Here is a 16,569-nt window from a genome sequence, read left to right as displayed (position 1 = left end):
CGCTACGGCGGCGAGGAATTCACGCTGGTGTTTCCCGGCAAGACCGCGGCCGAGGCCATGCCGCACCTGGAAACGGTGCGGCGCGCCATCGAGGCCTATCAGATGCGCCTGCGCGACAAGCCGGCGCGTCCCAAGGCGGACCAGATCGGCCAGCGCCGCCGCGGCGGACGGGGAGGGCGCGGCGCCCGGCCCTTGCGCGTGACGGTCAGCATCGGGGTGGCGGAACGCAGCGATGCCTTGCGCGCCCCGGACGCCGTCATCAAGGCCGCCGACCAGGCGCTCTACAAGGCCAAGGACGGCGGTCGCAATCAGGTGTGTGCCTTCGGCGCGCGCCGCCGCGCGGGCGCTGCCTGACGCCAGCGCCTACCGGTCGGCCAGCGGCATCGCCATGAGCGCTTCGTCGTACAGCTTGCCGTTGACGCACAGCGCCTCGCGCTCGTGGCCATACACGGTGAACCCCAGGCTGGCGTAAAGCGCGGACGCCGCGACGTTGTTGGCGGTGACGCTCAGCTGCACCTGCCGGATGCCGCGCATGGTGCGCGCATGGTCGATCGCCGCGTGCATCAGCAGCCGGCCCAATCCCCGGCCGCGCTCGGCGGGTGCGACGTACATGCTCCAGATGTGCGCCTTGTGCCGCACCTTCAGCTTGCGCTGGCGCCCCACGCCGACGATGCCAGCCATCACCTCGCCGAGAAACACGCCAAACATCGCGCCATCGTTGGCCGGGGAAATCCATTCGCGGATGTCCGCCAATGTCAGCGTGTGTTCCTCTTCGTAACTCGATCCAAAGGACTCGGGCGTTTCGACCAGGGCATTCAAACGCAATTGCCGCAGGGGCGCGGCGTCGGCAGCGATCAGTCGTCGGACGACAGGCTCGTTCATGGCGGCTTTGAGAGTGTTGGGATTAGGTAACGTTTGGGGAGTATAGGGGGATGGGCTTGCCTATAATGGCCCCAACGCCGCTTGCGGTTTTCAACAAGGAGCCACTGATGTTCGGTTTCCTCAAGACAAACCAGGATGCGACGCGCCACGAAGTCCAGGAAGAATTCGTGGCCCGTGTCGCGGGTGCAGCGCAGGACTTCGTGGAGGCGGCCGGTCCAACCGGCGCCGTGCTGGACTACTCGCCGTCCAGCGTCCATGCGCTGGATGACGCACTGGAGGCCGCCCATCTGGGCACACTGCCTCTGACCCCCATGCAAACCGTCGGTGCTGCCGCCTATCTTTACGAGGTCGGCCGCCGCGCGCATGGCGGGCTGTACGAGGTCTGCGACGACGAAGATCCCGTGGTCCTCGTCTGCGGAGAACCCGGGTCCGAAGTGTGCTTTGGCGCCATCGCCAAGGTCGAGCGGCGCATTCGTTACGGGGCCGCCGAGGCCATCCCCGCCTACTTTGAACTCTTCATGACAGCCCTGCAGACGGGCGAAGCGCAGACCATCCGGTAGGCCGATCTGGCGCTTCTGGGGATTTCCCTTAGGGCTGTAAGAAAAACAGCCCTACAATTCCGCAATTCCCGCCGGCCGGCGGGTGCTCGTGCCGTCTGTCATCAGACGGTTTTTTACTCGCAGTACATTCGCGCCGCGATACGCGTCCGATCCGCCATGCCCCCAGGAGCGCCTGCATGAAATTCCGCTTCCCCATCTTCATCATCGACGAGGACTACCGTTCCGAGAACGCGTCCGGTTTGGGTATCCGTGCCTTGTCCGCAGCAATCGAGGCTGAGGGCGTCGAGGTGATAGGGGTAACCAGTTACGGCGATCTGAGTTCGTTCGCGCAGCAGCAGAGCCGCGCCAGCGCCTTCATCCTGTCGATCGACGATGAAGAGTTCGACGTGGACTCGCCCGAGGACGTGGCCAGCGCAATCAAGAACCTGCGCGCCTTCATTGGCGAGCTGCGCTTTCGCAACGCGGACATTCCCATCTATCTGTACGGCGAAACGCGCACGTCGGAACACATTCCGAACGACATCCTGCGCGAGCTGCACGGCTTCATCCACATGTTCGAGGACACGCCGGAGTTCGTGGCGCGCCACATCATTCGCGAAGCCCGCAGCTACGTCGACAGCCTGCCGCCGCCGTTCTTCCGTGAACTGGTGAAGTACGCGCAGGACGGTTCGTATTCGTGGCACTGCCCGGGGCACTCGGGCGGCGTGGCGTTCCTGAAGAGCCCGGTCGGCCAGATGTTCCACCAGTTCTTCGGCGAGAACATGCTGCGCGCCGACGTCTGCAACGCCGTGGACGAACTGGGCCAGCTGCTGGACCACACCGGCCCGGTCGCCGAATCCGAACTGAATGCCGCGCGCATCTTCCACGCGGACCATTGCTTCTTCGTGACCAACGGCACGTCGACCTCGAACAAGGTCGTCTGGCACGCCAACGTCGCCGCGGGCGACGTCGTGGTGGTGGACCGCAACTGTCACAAGTCGATCCTGCACGCCATCACGATGACGGGCGCGATTCCGGTGTTCCTGCGCCCCACGCGCAACCACCTGGGCATCATCGGGCCGATCCCGCTCGAAGAATTCCACCCGGACAACATCCGCAAGAAGATCGAAGCCAACCCCTTCGCGCGCGAAGCGGTGAACAAGAATCCGCGCATCCTGACGCTGACGCAGAGCACGTACGATGGCGTCATCTACAACGTCGAAATGATCAAGCAGCAGCTCGGCAGCTATGTCGACACGCTGCACTTTGACGAAGCCTGGCTGCCGCACGCGTCGTTCCACGAGTTCTACCAGGACATGCACGCCATCGGCCAGGACCGCCCGCGCAGCCAGGACGCCATGGTGTTTGCCACGCACTCCACGCACAAGCTGCTGGCCGGCATTTCGCAGGCCTCGCAGATCATCGTGCAGGAATCCGAGACCCGCAAACTGGACCGCAACGTCTTCAACGAGGCGTATCTGATGCACACGTCCACGTCGCCGCAGTACGCGATCATCGCGTCCTGCGACGTGGCCGCGGCCATGATGGAGCCCCCGGGCGGCACCGCGCTGGTCGAGGAAAGCATCCGCGAAGCCCTGGACTTCCGCCGCGCCATGCGCAAGGTGGAATCCGAGTTCGGCAAGAACGATTGGTGGTTCAAGGTCTGGGGCCCGAACCGCCTGGTGTCCGAAGGCATCGGCAACCGCGACGAATGGATCCTCGAAGCCAACGACCACTGGCACGGCTTCGGCGAAATGGCCGAAGGCTTCAACATGCTGGACCCCATCAAGGCCACGGTCATTACGCCGGGGCTGGACATGTCGGGCAGCTTCGGCGAAACCGGCATTCCCGCCGCGCTGGTCTCCAAGTACCTGACCGAGCACGGCGTGGTGGTCGAAAAGACCGGGCTGTACTCGTTCTTCATCCTGTTCACCATCGGCATCACCAAGGGCCGCTGGAACACGCTCTTGACTGCGCTGCAGCAGTTCAAGGACGACTACGACCGCAACCAGCCGCTGTGGCGCATCCTGCCGGAGTTCTGCCGCGACCATCGGCGCTACGAGCGCATGGGCCTGCGTGACCTCTGCCAGCAGATCCACGAAGCCTACCGCGAGCGCGACGTCGCCCGCCTGACGACCGAGATGTACCTGAGCGACATGGTGCCGGCGCTGAAGCCGTCGGACGCCTTTGCCCGCATGGCGCACCGCGAGGTCGAGCGCGTCGACATCGACAAGCTGGAAGGCCGCGTCACGGGCGTGCTGCTGACGCCGTACCCCCCGGGCATTCCGCTGCTGATCCCGGGCGAACGCTTCAACCGCACCATCGTGCAGTACCTGCAATTCGCGCGCGAGTTCAACGAACGCTTCCCCGGCTTCGAAACCTACATCCACGGCCTGGCCGACGAAGTGGGTCCGGACGGCGAAAAGCGTTACTACGTTGACTGCCTGATCGAAGAGTAAGCACGGGCGGGCCGGAAATCTTGATGTTCGATGTTGCAGTGCTTGGTGCGGGCGCCGCGGGCATGATGTGCGCGGCGGTCGCGGGTCAGCGCGGCCTGCGCGTGGTGCTGGTCGACCACGCGCAGCGCCTGGCCGAGAAGATCCGCATCTCCGGCGGCGGGCGCTGCAACTTCACGAACATCGGGGCCGGACCCGCCAATTTCCTGTCTGAAAATCCCCATTTCTGCCGGTCGGCGCTGTCGGCCTACACGCCGCAGGACTTTCTGGCGCTCATGAAGCGCCACCGCATCGCCTGGCACGAAAAGCATCGCGGCCAGCTGTTCTGCGACGACTCCAGCGAAAACATCATCGACATGCTGCGCGCCGAGTGCGACGCGGGCAATGTGCAATGGCGCATGGGCTGTTCGGTGGCCGAAGTCGCGCACGGGGCCGAAGGTTTCGAGCTGCGCACCAGCCAGGGGGGCATCCGGGCCGCCAAGCTGGTCATCGCGACTGGCGGCATGGCCATTCCGCAATTGGGCGCCACCGATTTCGGCCTGAAAATCGCCCGCCAGTTCGGACTGAAGGTCGTCGAGCCGCGCCCCGCGCTCGTCCCGCTGACCTTCGACCCGACGCAGTGGCAGCCGCTGTCCGAGCTGTCCGGCGTGGCGCTGGAAGTGAACCTGCAAACGGGGCAGGGCAAGGCGCGCGGTGAATTCCTGGAAGACCTGCTGTTCACGCACCGCGGACTGTCGGGGCCCGCGATTCTGCAGATTTCCAGCTACTGGAAGCCGGGCGAGCCCATCGTGATCGACCTGGCGCCGGGGCGCGATCTGGCGCAGGAACTGCTGGCGTCGAAGTCCGGCAACCGCCAGCAGCTGCACACGGTGCTGGGCGGCCTATGGCCCAAACGGCTGGCCGACCGCTGGCTGCAACTGGCCGAGCAGGGCGGCAAGCCGGGCCTGGCCGCGCTACGTCTGGCCGACGCGCCGGACAAGACGCTGCGCGGGCTGGCGCAGGACATCCATCAATGGACGCTCGTGCCCAGCGGCACGGCGGGCTACAAAAAGGCTGAAGTCATGCGCGGCGGTGTGGACACGCGCGGTCTGGACCAGAAGTCCATGCAGGCCAAGGCCGCGCCGGGCCTGTATTTCATCGGCGAGGCCGTTGACGTGACCGGCTGGCTCGGCGGCTACAACTTCCAGTGGGCGTGGGCCTCGGGGGTCGCCTGCGGCCAGGCGCTGTAACTGCGGGCAGGCGCGCTGGTTACGCGCTGGACGCTTTCACCCCAAATTCTGAAATTTTCCGAAGGCACCTGCGTGGCCGCCAACGCGGCTTTCCGCCATTCTGGCATTGTGATATTAAATAAAAATACATATCATTTATGTTTTGATCTTTATCAAAACCGTTCCGCGAGGGACGGATCAGCCGGAGACTCGCATGGCCTACACCCTTCCGCCCCTGCCGTACGCCTATGACGCGCTGGAACCTCACATCGACGCAATGACGATGGAGATCCACTACACCAAGCATCACCAAACCTATGTCACCGGCCTGAACACCGCGCTGGAAGGCGCCGGCATCGCCACGGATGAACCCGTGGAAGCGCTGGTCGCGCGCATCAAGGAATTGCCGGAAGCCGTGCGCGGCGCGGTGCGCAACCACGGCGGCGGCCACGCCAATCACAGTCTGTTCTGGTCCGTCATGTCGCCGCAGGGCGGCGGCGAGCCCGATGGCGCGCTGGCGGCGGCCATCGACACCGAGCTGGGCGGTCTGCCCGCCTTCAAGGAAGCCTTCACCAAGGCGGCGCTGACGCGCTTCGGCAGCGGTTGGGCCTGGCTGAGCGTGACCCCGGCCGGTAAGCTGGTGGTCGAGAGCAGCGCCAACCAGGACAGCCCGCTGATGGACGGCAATACGCCGATCCTGGGCCTGGATGTCTGGGAACACGCTTATTATCTGAAGTACCAGAACCGCCGGCCGGAGTACATCGGCGCTTTCTACAACGTGGTGAACTGGCCCGAGGTCTCGCGCCGCTACGCTGCGGCAAAGGGCTGAGCGCATCTCCCCCAAAAGGAGCGCAGCCGCATATGAATACCTTCAGCCGTCATCGCGTGCGGCCGGCGGCCACCAGCATCAGCGTCTGGACGCTGGCCGTGATGGTGTCCTGCCTGGCCCTGTACCAGCTCTGGGTTTACCTGGACGTGCGGGCGCCGCACGTGGCCGACGCGCTGCTGGGCGGTCTTGTCGCGGCCGCTGCCACCGCGCTTGGCACCCTGCCCATTCTCTTTGCCCGCACCATTCCGCAGAAGGCGCAGGACAGCATGTTCGGCTTTGGCGCCGGCGTCATGCTGGCCGCCAGCGCGTTTTCGCTGGTCGCCCCGGGCATCGCGGCGGGTGAGGAATTGGGGTACGGCCCCTGGGGCGCTGGCCTGACGGTCGGCGCCGCTCTGCTGTTGGGGGCGGCCGTGCTGCTGCTGATGGACCGGATCCTGCCGCACGAGCATTTCATCAAGGGCAGGGAAGGGATGGAGGCGCACCGCCTGCGCCGCACCTGGCTGTTCGTGTTCGCGATCATGCTGCACAACCTGCCCGAGGGCCTGGCGATCGGCGTGGGCTATGCGGCCGGCGACCCCGTGCGCGGCACGGCGCTGGCCACCGGCATCGCGATCCAGGACATTCCCGAGGGGCTGGTCGTGGCCGTGGCCCTGCTGGCGGCCGGCTACAAGCGCACGTTTGCCGTGGCATTGGGCATGCTGTCGGGGCTGATCGAGCCCGTGGGCGCCGTGCTGGGCGCCGCCGTGGTCGGCTGGTCGGCGCCGCTCTTGCCATGGGGCCTGGGCTTTGCCGCGGGCGCCATGCTGTTCGTCATCAGTCACGAGATCATCCCGGAATCGCACCGCAAGGGGCACGAGGTCTACGCCACCTGCGGCCTGATGATCGGTTTCGTGCTGATGATGCTGCTGGATACCGCGCTGGGATAGCGCCACCGGGCGTGCGACAGGCCTAGGCTTACCCCGGGCTTTCGTTGTATGCTTTCGGCGCTGTCACGCATGCTGCGGGAGAGAGTGGCCGAAGGCATCAAGCCCGGCCGCCGCCGAAGGCGCAATTCGCCCAGAATCGCTCAGGTAACCGATACCGCGCAGGCTTGTCCCGTCCCGCATTTGCCGCCAATTGCCGGCTGCGCAGACGTGGCAAAACAGCACTCTGGAGAGACCTGGCACCGCGCCCTAAACGGGGACACTGCGAGCAGCCCAGGCGCCGAAGGTGCAAACCCGCCACGCGGGGCAACTCTCAGGCAAAAGGACAGAGGGGCGGAAGATTCAGCCGTTGCGCGGGCGCCGTCCGTCCGCAACCAGCGGCATTCCGTAACCCTGGCATCGCTGCCGTCCCGGAGTTCCCCCGCATGTCCGCATCCCTCAAACGCACCCCGCTCGCCGAAGAACACATCGCCGCCGGCGCCCGCATGGTCGATTTCGGCGGCTGGGACATGCCGCTGGCCTACGGATCGCAGCTTGAAGAGCACCACGCCGTGCGCCAGGACGCCGGCATGTTCGACGTCTCGCACATGCTCAACGTCGACGTGACGGGCCCCGATGCCTTCGCCTTCCTGCAGCGCCTGGTCGCCAACGACGTCGCCAAGCTGACGGTCCCGGGCAAGGCGCTCTACAGCTGCATGTTGAACCCGCAGGGCGGCGTCATCGACGACCTCATCATCTATTTCTTCGCTGCCGACGAATGGCGCGTGGTGGTCAACGCCGGCACGGCCGACAAGGACGTGGCCTGGATGCAGCGCGTCAAGCAGGCCGGCGCGTTCGACGTGACCATCGCCCCGCGCCGCGATCTGGCCATGGTGGCCGTGCAGGGCCCCAACGCCCGCGCCAAGGTCTGGGCCGCCCGCCCGGCCTGGCAAGCCGCCAGCGAACCGCTGACCCCCTTCGTCGCCGCCCGCGTGGACGACGACACGCTGGTCGCCCGCACGGGCTACACCGGCGAAGACGGTTTCGAAATCGTCCTGCCCGCTGCTGAAGTCGTGCAACTGTGGCGCGACCTGATCGCCCAGGGCGTGCGTCCGGCAGGCCTGGGCGCGCGCGACACGCTGCGTCTGGAAGCCGGCATGAACCTGTACGGCCAGGACATGGACGAACTGACCCACCCCGGCGAAGCCGGCCTGACCTGGACCGTGTCCGGCAAGAACGCCGAGCGCCGCTTCATCGGCCGCGACGCGATCGAGCAATTCGCCAAGCCCGCCACTTTCATCGGCCTGAAGCTGCAGGAACGCGGCGTCATGCGCGCGCACATGGCCGTGCGCACCCCGCAAGGCATGGGCGAACTCACCAGCGGCACCATGTCGCCGACGCTGGGCGTGTCGATCGGCTTCGCCCGCCTGCCGCAAGGCGTGGTCGCGGGCGATACGGTCGAGGTCGACATCCGCGGCAAGTGGGTGCCCGCCGTGGCGTGCAAGCTGCCTTTCGTGCGTAACGGCAAAGCCGTCGAACACTCGTAAACTCGAACCGCGCGCGTGCACCGGCCCGGTCCGGGCAACGGCCGCCCGCGCGAGGCGCGCAACACCATTCATCTACCCGCATTCCCTCAGGAGTTCCCATGAGTCTGCCCACCGATCGCAAGTACACCGAGTCCCATGAATGGGTCAAAGCCGAGGGCGACGTGTTCGTCGTCGGCATCACCGACACCGCCCAGGAGCAACTGGGCGATCTGGTCTTCGTTGGCGACGTGAACGTCGGCGCCAAGCTGAGCGCGGGCGAAACCGCCGGCGTGGTCGAGTCGGTCAAGGCCGCCTCGGACATCTACGCGCCCGTGTCCGGCGAAATCGTTGCCTTCAACGAAGAGCTGGAAAGCAACCCCAACCTGATCAACGAATCGGCCTTCACCGCCTGGATCTTCAAGATCAAGCCGGACAACGCCGCCGACGCCGACAAGCTGCTGGACGCCGCCGGCTACGAAGCCGTCGCCAACGGCTGATGCCGCACGCGGGGGAGCGGCGGCGCCGCCTCCCTCGCCAGACGCAATACCGTCCGTTCGCAGGACGACACCCGCTACCCCCGAGATCCCCCATGTCGCGCGCCCTAGACACCCATACCGACTTCATCCCCCGCCACATCGGCCCCTCCGACGCCGACCAGGCCGCCATGCTTGCCGTGATCGGCAGCGACAGCCTGGACGCCCTGATCGAAGAAGTCGTGCCCCCCAAGATCCGCAGTAAGGAGCCGCTGGCGCTGCCCGCGTCGCGCAGCGAAGCCGACGTGCTGGCTGAACTGAAGCAGGTCGCGGGCCGCAACAAGGTCTACCGCAGCTACATCGGGCAGGGGTACTACGGCACGCAGACGCCCAACGTGGTGTTGCGCAACATTCTTGAAAATCCCGCCTGGTACACGGCCTACACGCCTTATCAGCCCGAGATTTCGCAGGGCCGCCTGGAAGCCCTGCTGAACTACCAGACGATGGTCGCCGACCTGACCGGCCTGGACATCTCCAACGCCTCGCTGCTTGACGAAAGCACCGCCGCCGCCGAAGCGATGACGCTTGCGCGCCGCAGCGCCAAGTCCAAGAGCCCGGTGTTCTTCATTTCGCGCCACGTGCATCCGCAGACCATCGAAGTCGTGCGCACGCGCGCCGAGGGCCTGGACATCGAGATCCGCATCGGCGACGAAGCCGAAGGCCTGCCCGAGTGCTTTGGCGTGCTGCTGCAGTACCCGCACAGCACGGGTTCGGTGTCCGACTACCGCAAGCTGGCCGAAGCCGCCCACGCGCAAGGCGCCGTGGTCGCGTGCGCGACCGATCTGCTGGCGCTGGCCGTGCTGGCCGCGCCGGGCGAGTGGGGCGCCGACATCGCCGTCGGTTCGGCCCAGCGCTTTGGTGTGCCGTTCGGCTTCGGCGGCCCGCACGCCGGCTTCATGGCCTGCAAGGACGCATTCAAGCGCAACATGGCCGGCCGCCTGGTCGGCGTGTCCAAGGACGCGCAAGGCAATCCCGCGCTGCGCCTGGCGCTGCAGACGCGTGAACAGCACATCCGCCGCGAGAAGGCCACTTCCAACATCTGCACGGCGCAGGTGCTGCTGGCCGTGATGGCCGGCATGTACGCGGTGTGGCACGGCCCGGCCGGCATCCGCCGCATCGCCGAGCGCGTGCAGCGCGCCACCGCCATCCTGCGCGCCGAGCTCATCAAGCTGGACGTCAAGGTCGCCAACGACACGTTTTTCGATACGCTGTTGCTGGAAACCGGCGCCGCGACGCCCGCCATCCTGACGGCCGCCGACTGCGCGCACATCAACCTGCGCCGCGTCGACGGCGCCCGCCTGGCCATCTCGCTGGACGAGACCGTCACCGTGGCCGACCTGCAAGCGCTGGTCAACGTCTTTGCCGCCGGTCTTGAGCGCGATGACGTCGAACTGGACATCGACGCGCTGGACGCCGCGGCCCCCGGCGGCATTCCCGCCTCGGTTGCCCGCGAAAGCGCGATCCTGAAGCACCCCATCTTCTCCAGCATCCAGTCCGAAACCGACATGCTGCGCTACCTGCGCAAGCTGGCCGACAAGGATCTGGCGCTGGACCGCACGATGATCCCGCTGGGTTCGTGCACCATGAAGCTGAACGCCACGGCCGAGATGATCCCCATCACCTGGCCCGAATTCGCGCTGATCCACCCGTTCGCACCGGCCTCGCAAAGCCAGGGCTACGCGGAACTGATCGACCGTCTGTCCGCCGCGCTGTGCGAAATCACCGGCTACGACAACATCAGCCTGCAGCCCAACTCGGGCGCGCAGGGTGAATACGCGGGCCTGCTCGCCATTCGCGGCTATCACCAGGCCAACGGCCAGCACCAGCGCAACATCTGCCTGATCCCGTCTTCCGCCCACGGCACCAACCCCGCCTCGGCGCAGCTCGCCGGCATGGACGTGGTGGTCGTGGCGTCGGACGCCAACGGCAACGTGGACCTCGCGGACCTGCGCGCCAAGATCGAACAGGTCGGCGACAAACTGGCCGCGCTGATGATCACGTACCCGTCGACGCACGGCGTGTTTGAAGAAGCCGTCACCGAAATCTGCGATCTGGTCCACCAGGCCGGCGGCCAGGTGTATCTGGACGGCGCCAACATGAACGCCATGGTCGGTGTGGCCAAGCCGGGCAAGTTCGGCTCGGACGTGTCGCACCTGAACCTGCACAAGACCTTCTGCATCCCGCACGGCGGCGGCGGACCCGGCGTGGGTCCCGTGGCGGTGCGCTCGCACCTGGCGCCCTATCTGCCGGGCGTGGTGAACGAGCAGGGCAAGCTGCCCGGCGAGGCCAAGGTCGGCCCGGTCTCGGCCGCGCCGTTCGGCTCGGCCGGCATCCTGCCGATCCCGTTCGTGTACATCGCACTGATGGGCGCGGACGGCCTGCGCCGCGCCACCGAAGTCGCCATCCTGAACGCCAACTACATCGCGACCCGCCTGCGCGGCCACTACGAGGTCCTGTACGCGGGCCGCAACGGCCGCGTGGCGCACGAGTGCATCCTGGACGTGCGTCCGCTCAAGGAAACCAGCGGCATCAGCGCCGAAGACATCGCCAAGCGCCTGATGGACTACGGCTTCCACGCGCCCACCATGAGCTTTCCGGTCGCCGGCACGCTGATGGTCGAACCGACGGAATCCGAAGGCGTGGCCGAGCTGGACCGCTTCATCGACGCGATGATCGCCATCCGCGAAGAAATCGCCCAGGTCGAACGCGGCGAACGCGACCGTGACGACAACGTCCTGAAGAACGCTCCCCACACCGCGCAGATGCTGCTGGCCGAAGAATGGCTGCACGACTACCCGCGCCAGCAGGCCGCCTACCCGGTGGAAACGCTGCGCGACGCCAAGTACTGGCCGCCGGTCGCCCGCGTGGACAACGCCTACGGCGACCGCAACCTGGTCTGCGCCTGCCTGCCGATCGAGGCGTACGCGTAAGGCACGTGAATGCGTCCGGCCGTAGCCGGACGCACACTGCCCGATCCCCGCGATCAGGGCGAAAAAAAGCCCCCGGCCTTCACAGGCGGGGGCTTTTGCTTGGGGCCGGCGCGAGGCCGGCCGGGCATTACTTCGCAGGCGCCTTGGCGGCGGCGCCGAAGTCTTCCGCGATGCTGATGAACGTGTTGAGCAGGATCTGCAGGTTGTCCTTGCCCAGACCGCCTTCGGCGTTCATGTCCATCTGCAGCACGGCCTGATTCTTTTCATCGAGGTAGGCGCGGCTCCAGCGGTATTCCTGGTTCCAGGCGTTGATGGCCTTGAGCGTCATCGGCTTCTTGGTGGCGTACGTGGCGGTCGCGACCAGGTCCAGGCACTTTTCCGTGAAGTCATTGCACAGGAATTCCAGGCGCAGGTCGGTGGCGCCGGTGGTGCCCGGGTTCAGGACCAGCACGGGGCCGTCGGTGCCGTCGCTGCGGGTGACGGTGTAGCCCATGTCGTCCAGCATGTTGGCGACGTCGTCCAGGTTGAAGTCCTGCATCACGCCGGCAACCGCTGCCGGAGCGACGGGTTCGGCGTCCGGGTCCATGCCGATGCCGGACAGCTCGTCGTCGTCGTCCAGGTCATTCATGCCGGTCGCGCCCAAGAGGCCGCTGAACAGTTCCTCGGCGGGAATCTTCTGGCCGTTCAGGTCGCCCATACCATCGGCGAACGTGAACTTGCCGACGATGTTGTCGCCGTCGTTCTTGCCGACGTTCATCATTTCGGCCATGCCGGCCATCTGGCGGATGCTCTCGTCGGCGTCGGCCGCGGCCTTCTCGGCGGTCAGGCCTTCCTTCTTCATGGCGTACTGCACCATCAGGTCCTGCACCATCGGCTTGGAGATCACCAGCGAGGCGTCGATCTTCTTGATCGCCTGCACCGCGATTTCCTGCGGGGTCAGATCCTTGGCGTTGGCCGGATTGGCCAGGTCCAGCGTGAAGGTCAGCTTGCTTTCGCCCTTGGCCGTCTTCCAGCTCAGCGGATCGATGCTGAACGACGGGTTGCCCGCCAGCAGCTTGCCGGCGTTGTCCAGCAGGACGTCAAACTGCTCGTCCTTCAGACCTTCGTCGCTGGCGCCCAGCATGTATTGGCGCATGAGCTGGTTGTAGGTGTCCGACAGTTGCTTGACGGCCTGGCCGTCCAGCCGGGCCAGCTTGATCACGGCCTGGCCATTGCCCAGCACTACGTCGTTCACGGTGAGGTCGCCCGTCTGGTAGGCGGCCTGCACGTTGATGGACTTGTCGTCTTCGGACAGCTTCACGCCGTAGCTGAAGTTGTCCAGCCCGACCTTCATGTCGTCGGTGGGACGCAACACGTCCACGCGCTTGATCTTCAGGTCCGAATTGCCCATCGAGATGCCGAACTTGCCCATGCGGCTGTCAACGTCCATGGTCAGGCCGGCGATGGTCATCTTCACGGGGGCGTGGCTCTTGCTGCCATCCACCGACAGCGTGTCCATCACGCCGTGCGCGGTGACGGCCTGCGTGGCGCGGTCGAAGGTGCCTTCCATCCGCATGCCGCTGAAGTCGAGCGCAGTGCCCTCATGCGTGATGACGACCGGCGCGATCGCGGCGCTGGACGTGGCGTTGCCGCTGTAGCTGACGATGGCGTCGCCCATCAGCGGCGAGACGTCCTTGGTCAGTTCGAAGACGGGCTTGATGTTGTCCGTCTTGGCGATCTCGGTGTGGATGAACGCGAGCTTGGGCGCAATGGCGCCGCGGGACAGGGCGCTCTTGGGGAAGGGGCCGTGCTCGATGTTTGCGTCGAACTCGATCATGCCCGCGGGCAGGTCGTCCAGGCCCTTGTCGTTCTTGACCAGCGACACGCCATAACGCGCCTGCGTCGAGAACAGGCCGCGCTCGTAGTTGAGCTGATCGATGCGCAGGCCGAACAGCGGCGTGATCTTGGCGAGCTTTTCGTTGGCCTGTGCCAGATGACGCTGCGCGTCTTCTTCGATGCGCTTGCCGGTGTACCACGTGGCCCCGACCCAGCTTCCCGCTCCCACTATGACCACGCCCAGGGTGATCGCTACGCTCTTTTTCATCGTTCTGCTTATATCGTTGATTGTCGAGTCATATCCGGCAGCGGCCTACGGCGCCACGCTCGTCCGCGCGCAGCGGAACCGTCCTGGATACGCGTGTTCATCGGCCTGTCAGGCCCGCGGCGGAGTATACCGAGACGCGTGTCCCGCTGAACGCGCGCGCAGTTACCGAAGATTTCAAAATGAAAGCCGGCGCCCGAGGCGCCGGCCTTTGTCGACAAAACGCCTGGTCTCAGAGCGGATCAAGCGGGTAGATCGGTCGCCGCACGTGCTTGAACTCGACCTGGCTGTAGTCGGACGTCGTGACGCCCACGCCCGTGCATTCGATGATCTCGGTCGCCATGTCCGAGAAGCCCGCGCGCCAGTGGATGCGGCTTTTGAGAACGACATACCGTTTTTGCAGCGGGTCGATGCCGGCCGACAGCAGGCAGTTGATGTCGAAGGGTTCCTGGTGGCGCGAGACCACCACGATCTCCACGCGGCCGGTGTCGATGACCACCGTCAGGCCGGTGTCGTTGCGCACGCCGCGATACATCGGGCCGCGGTTCAGATAGACGCCGTCGAACACCAGTTTGACGCGGCCGGTGACGTCGAGCGGTTCGCTGGGCTGCTTGATCGCCGGCATGGGCAGCTTGCCGCCCAGCTTGAGCGTGATGGTGTTGCCCACGCCCGCGGCGGCGGCTTCCTTCGCTGCCGCCGGATCGCAGATGGCGTAGAAGACCACGTTGTCCAGTTCCTGGCGCAGCACTTCGGCCAGCACGGCCGTCGTGTCCATCGTGCCGCCCGAGCCCGTGTTGTCGTAGTGGTCCAGCAGCACGACGGGGCCTTGTTCGATGGTCTTGGCGCGCGCGATCGTGGGGGCCAGCGGTTCCGAATGGAAGACCCAGTCGGCGCGGCCCTGCCACGCGCGGTCCAGCAATTCGTCGCGATGCTGTTCGGCGGCGGCCAGATTGCCGTCTGTACAGACCACGGCGCTCAGGCCCGCTTCGCGAATGTCCGCATGGGGAAAGCCGACGAAGACGGACGCCGCCAGCACGCCGCTGGCTTCAAGCTCCTTGCACCGTTCCTGCAGCGGCTTGTTGGGCGCGGCGTGCGTGCCCTGGCACATGATGTGCGGCAGCATGGGCTTGTTGGCCCAGGTCATCACCGGCTTGATTTCGCCCTTGAGCGTGCGGACGATGACGTTCGCGGCGCGCACGCCCGCATCGCGGATATCCACGTGCGGATAGGTGTGAAACCCGCTGATGACCGTCGCGTTGCGCACGATGTCGTCATAGATGTTGGCGTGCATGTCCAGCGTCACGGCAACGGGCGTCTTGGGATCGATCTCGCGCAGGCGGCGCAGCAGGTCGCCCTCGGCGTCTTCCACGCCTTCGGCAACCATCGCGCCGTGCAGGTCCAGCAGAATGGCGTCAAACCCGCCGCGCTTGACCTCGTCCAGGATCAGCGTGCACAGGCGTTCGTGCGTCTGCGCGCTGGTGGGGCCGCTGGGCCAGGACTCGGCCGCCACCGGCAGCACGATCTCGGCGCCCTCGCGGCGGGCGACCTCGATGTAGCCGCCCAGGCCGCTGTCGGTGTTTTCGTAGGCCTTGATGGCGCGATCGCCGGCCAGGATCTCGGGACTGCCGCGAAAGAAACGTTCAAGAGGGGTGGGCACGGGCGAAAACGTGTTCGTCTCGTGCTTGATCATTGCCAGAAGCCAACGCATGGGGAATTCCTGTGGGTTGCCGTGGAAAGTCAGTGTGCCGCGGGCGGCTGGGGCCACGGGCGCTGCGCGGGGCGCATCCGTTCCCAGGCGCGCGCCACGCGCAGCACGCCCAGATCGTCAAAGCGCGCGCCCGCGATCTGCAGGCCGATGGGCAGGCCTGCCTTCGTGTAGCCGCAATTGACCGAGGCCGCGGGTTGCTCGCTCATGTTGAAGGGCAGCGTGAACCCGATGTGGTGCATCGTCGTGGCGACCTCGTTCGTGGGCGAGGGCCATTCGGCGTTGTAGGCCACGACGGGCGCGACCGGCGACAGCACGTAGTCGTACGGCGCGCAGGCCGCGACGGTGCGCGCCCGCACGTTCAACGTTTCGTAGTAGCTGCGGAAGACGTCCTCGCCGCTATGCCCGCCGCCGCTTTCGGCCCAGGCGCGGATGAAGGGCAGGATCTTCGCGCGGCGTTCCTCGGACAGCGCGCCCAGGTCGATGGCCGAGCGGGTGCGCCAGAAGCGGTCCACGCCGTCCAGCATGCCGGGCGTCATCCACGGTTGCATCGGCGTGACGATGGCGCCGGCGGCCTCGAAGGCGCGCGCCGCGGCTTCGACGGCATCGCGCGTCTCGGGATCCAGCGGTAGCCCGCAGCCCGCGTCCAGCAACAGGCCGATGCGCAGGCCGCGCACGTCCTGTTCCAGGTTCAGCCAGTCGATCTCCTGGAAAGGCAGGCTCATGTGATCGCGTGCGTCGGGCTGGGACAGCACGCCCATCATGAGCGCCGTATCGGTGATGGTGCGCGTCATGGGACCGGCGCAGCGGCCCATGAAGGGCGGATCGATGGGGATGCGGCCCAGGCTGGGCTTGAGCGTGGCGATGCCGCACCAGGCGGCCGGCAGGCGGACCGAGCCGCCGATGTCGGTGCCGATGTGCAGCGGGCCATAACCGGCTGCTGCGGCGGCGCCGGCGCCCGCGCTGGAGCCGCCGGGGT

General features: G+C 66.4%; 13 protein-coding genes and 2 riboswitches. Of the genes, 9 read left to right on the top strand and 4 right to left on the bottom strand.

The window, feature by feature from the left end; all coding sequences use genetic code 11:
* Positions 1-354: GGDEF domain-containing protein (locus B3446_RS08710; RefSeq protein ID WP_291379843.1), on the top strand; the 354-nt coding region annotated here is incomplete at its 5' end.
* A gap of 9 nt (positions 355-363) precedes the next feature.
* Here the strand turns inward: B3446_RS08710 and B3446_RS08705 are convergent.
* Positions 364-882, bottom strand: coding sequence for a GNAT family N-acetyltransferase (locus B3446_RS08705; RefSeq protein WP_191578002.1), 519 nt, complete (start codon positions 880-882; stop codon positions 364-366).
* Positions 883-989: 107 nt separating this feature from the next.
* On the opposite strand from B3446_RS08705, the gene B3446_RS08700 reads away from it, so the two are divergent.
* From B3446_RS08700 to gcvP, 8 genes are all read left to right on the top strand, one after another.
* Positions 990-1,442: a hypothetical protein gene (locus B3446_RS08700; RefSeq protein ID WP_105240608.1), complete on the top strand. Its 453-nt coding sequence runs from the start codon at positions 990-992 to the stop codon at positions 1,440-1,442.
* A gap of 176 nt (positions 1,443-1,618) precedes the next feature.
* On the top strand, positions 1,619-3,880 hold the full coding sequence (locus B3446_RS08695) for an arginine/lysine/ornithine decarboxylase (protein WP_056325225.1): 2,262 nt from the start codon (positions 1,619-1,621) through the stop codon (positions 3,878-3,880).
* A gap of 23 nt (positions 3,881-3,903) precedes the next feature.
* Positions 3,904-5,106: an NAD(P)/FAD-dependent oxidoreductase gene (locus B3446_RS08690; protein ID WP_291379839.1), complete on the top strand. Its 1,203-nt coding sequence runs from the start codon at positions 3,904-3,906 to the stop codon at positions 5,104-5,106.
* A 193-nt stretch (positions 5,107-5,299) separates the two neighbouring features.
* The gene (locus B3446_RS08685) at positions 5,300-5,914 is read left to right on the top strand and encodes a superoxide dismutase (protein ID WP_291379836.1); all 615 of its coding nucleotides are present in this window, start codon (positions 5,300-5,302) and stop codon (positions 5,912-5,914) included.
* A gap of 32 nt (positions 5,915-5,946) precedes the next feature.
* A complete protein-coding gene (locus B3446_RS08680) occupies positions 5,947-6,840 on the top strand; it encodes a ZIP family metal transporter (protein ID WP_105240605.1) in 894 nt (297 codons plus the stop codon).
* A gap of 65 nt (positions 6,841-6,905) precedes the next feature.
* Positions 6,906-7,007: riboswitch (glycine riboswitch) on the top strand.
* A 46-nt stretch (positions 7,008-7,053) separates the two neighbouring features.
* A riboswitch (glycine riboswitch) is annotated at positions 7,054-7,176 on the top strand.
* An 86-nt stretch (positions 7,177-7,262) separates the two neighbouring features.
* Complete coding sequence (gcvT, locus tag B3446_RS08675) at positions 7,263-8,363, top strand: glycine cleavage system aminomethyltransferase GcvT (protein WP_291379833.1); 1,101 nt, start codon at positions 7,263-7,265, stop codon at positions 8,361-8,363.
* A 98-nt stretch (positions 8,364-8,461) separates the two neighbouring features.
* The gene (gene gcvH, locus B3446_RS08670) at positions 8,462-8,839 is read left to right on the top strand and encodes a glycine cleavage system protein GcvH (RefSeq protein WP_056559057.1); all 378 of its coding nucleotides are present in this window, start codon (positions 8,462-8,464) and stop codon (positions 8,837-8,839) included.
* Between the two features lie 92 nt (positions 8,840-8,931).
* The gene (gene gcvP / locus B3446_RS08665; protein ID WP_291379830.1) at positions 8,932-11,805 is read left to right on the top strand and encodes an aminomethyl-transferring glycine dehydrogenase; all 2,874 of its coding nucleotides are present in this window, start codon (positions 8,932-8,934) and stop codon (positions 11,803-11,805) included.
* Between the two features lie 127 nt (positions 11,806-11,932).
* On the opposite strand, the gene B3446_RS08660 is transcribed toward gcvP, so the two are convergent.
* The 3 genes from B3446_RS08660 to B3446_RS08650 all read right to left on the bottom strand — a co-directional run.
* Positions 11,933-13,888 (bottom strand): DUF945 family protein, encoded by a 1,956-nt coding sequence (locus tag B3446_RS08660; protein WP_291379827.1) that lies wholly within the window; start codon positions 13,886-13,888, stop codon positions 11,933-11,935.
* A 229-nt stretch (positions 13,889-14,117) separates the two neighbouring features.
* A complete protein-coding gene (locus B3446_RS08655; protein WP_291379825.1) occupies positions 14,118-15,593 on the bottom strand; it encodes a M81 family metallopeptidase in 1,476 nt (491 codons plus the stop codon).
* A 29-nt stretch (positions 15,594-15,622) separates the two neighbouring features.
* A partial coding sequence (locus B3446_RS08650) for an amidase (RefSeq protein WP_291379823.1) occupies positions 15,623-16,569 on the bottom strand: 947 nt, incomplete at its 5' end.

It is taken from the genome of Achromobacter sp. UBA5777, assembly GCF_002418565.1.
Classification (GTDB): Bacteria; Pseudomonadota; Gammaproteobacteria; order Burkholderiales; family Burkholderiaceae_B; genus Achromobacter; species Achromobacter animicus.
Note: the sequence above shows the minus strand (reverse complement) of the source record. Positions and strands in the feature narration are given on the sequence as shown.

Coding starts and splice junctions, on each gene's coding strand:
- B3446_RS08705 (WP_191578002.1), bottom strand. CDS start 882: ATGAACGAGCCTGTCGTCCGACGACTGATCGCTGCCGACGCCGCGCCC.
- B3446_RS08700 (WP_105240608.1), top strand. CDS start 990: ATGTTCGGTTTCCTCAAGACAAACCAGGATGCGACGCGCCACGAAGTC.
- B3446_RS08695 (WP_056325225.1), top strand. CDS start 1,619: ATGAAATTCCGCTTCCCCATCTTCATCATCGACGAGGACTACCGTTCC.
- B3446_RS08690 (WP_291379839.1), top strand. CDS start 3,904: ATGTTCGATGTTGCAGTGCTTGGTGCGGGCGCCGCGGGCATGATGTGC.
- B3446_RS08685 (WP_291379836.1), top strand. CDS start 5,300: ATGGCCTACACCCTTCCGCCCCTGCCGTACGCCTATGACGCGCTGGAA.
- B3446_RS08680 (WP_105240605.1), top strand. CDS start 5,947: ATGAATACCTTCAGCCGTCATCGCGTGCGGCCGGCGGCCACCAGCATC.
- gcvT (WP_291379833.1), top strand. CDS start 7,263: ATGTCCGCATCCCTCAAACGCACCCCGCTCGCCGAAGAACACATCGCC.
- gcvH (WP_056559057.1), top strand. CDS start 8,462: ATGAGTCTGCCCACCGATCGCAAGTACACCGAGTCCCATGAATGGGTC.
- gcvP (WP_291379830.1), top strand. CDS start 8,932: ATGTCGCGCGCCCTAGACACCCATACCGACTTCATCCCCCGCCACATC.
- B3446_RS08660 (WP_291379827.1), bottom strand. CDS start 13,888: ATGAAAAAGAGCGTAGCGATCACCCTGGGCGTGGTCATAGTGGGAGCG.
- B3446_RS08655 (WP_291379825.1), bottom strand. CDS start 15,593: ATGCGTTGGCTTCTGGCAATGATCAAGCACGAGACGAACACGTTTTCG.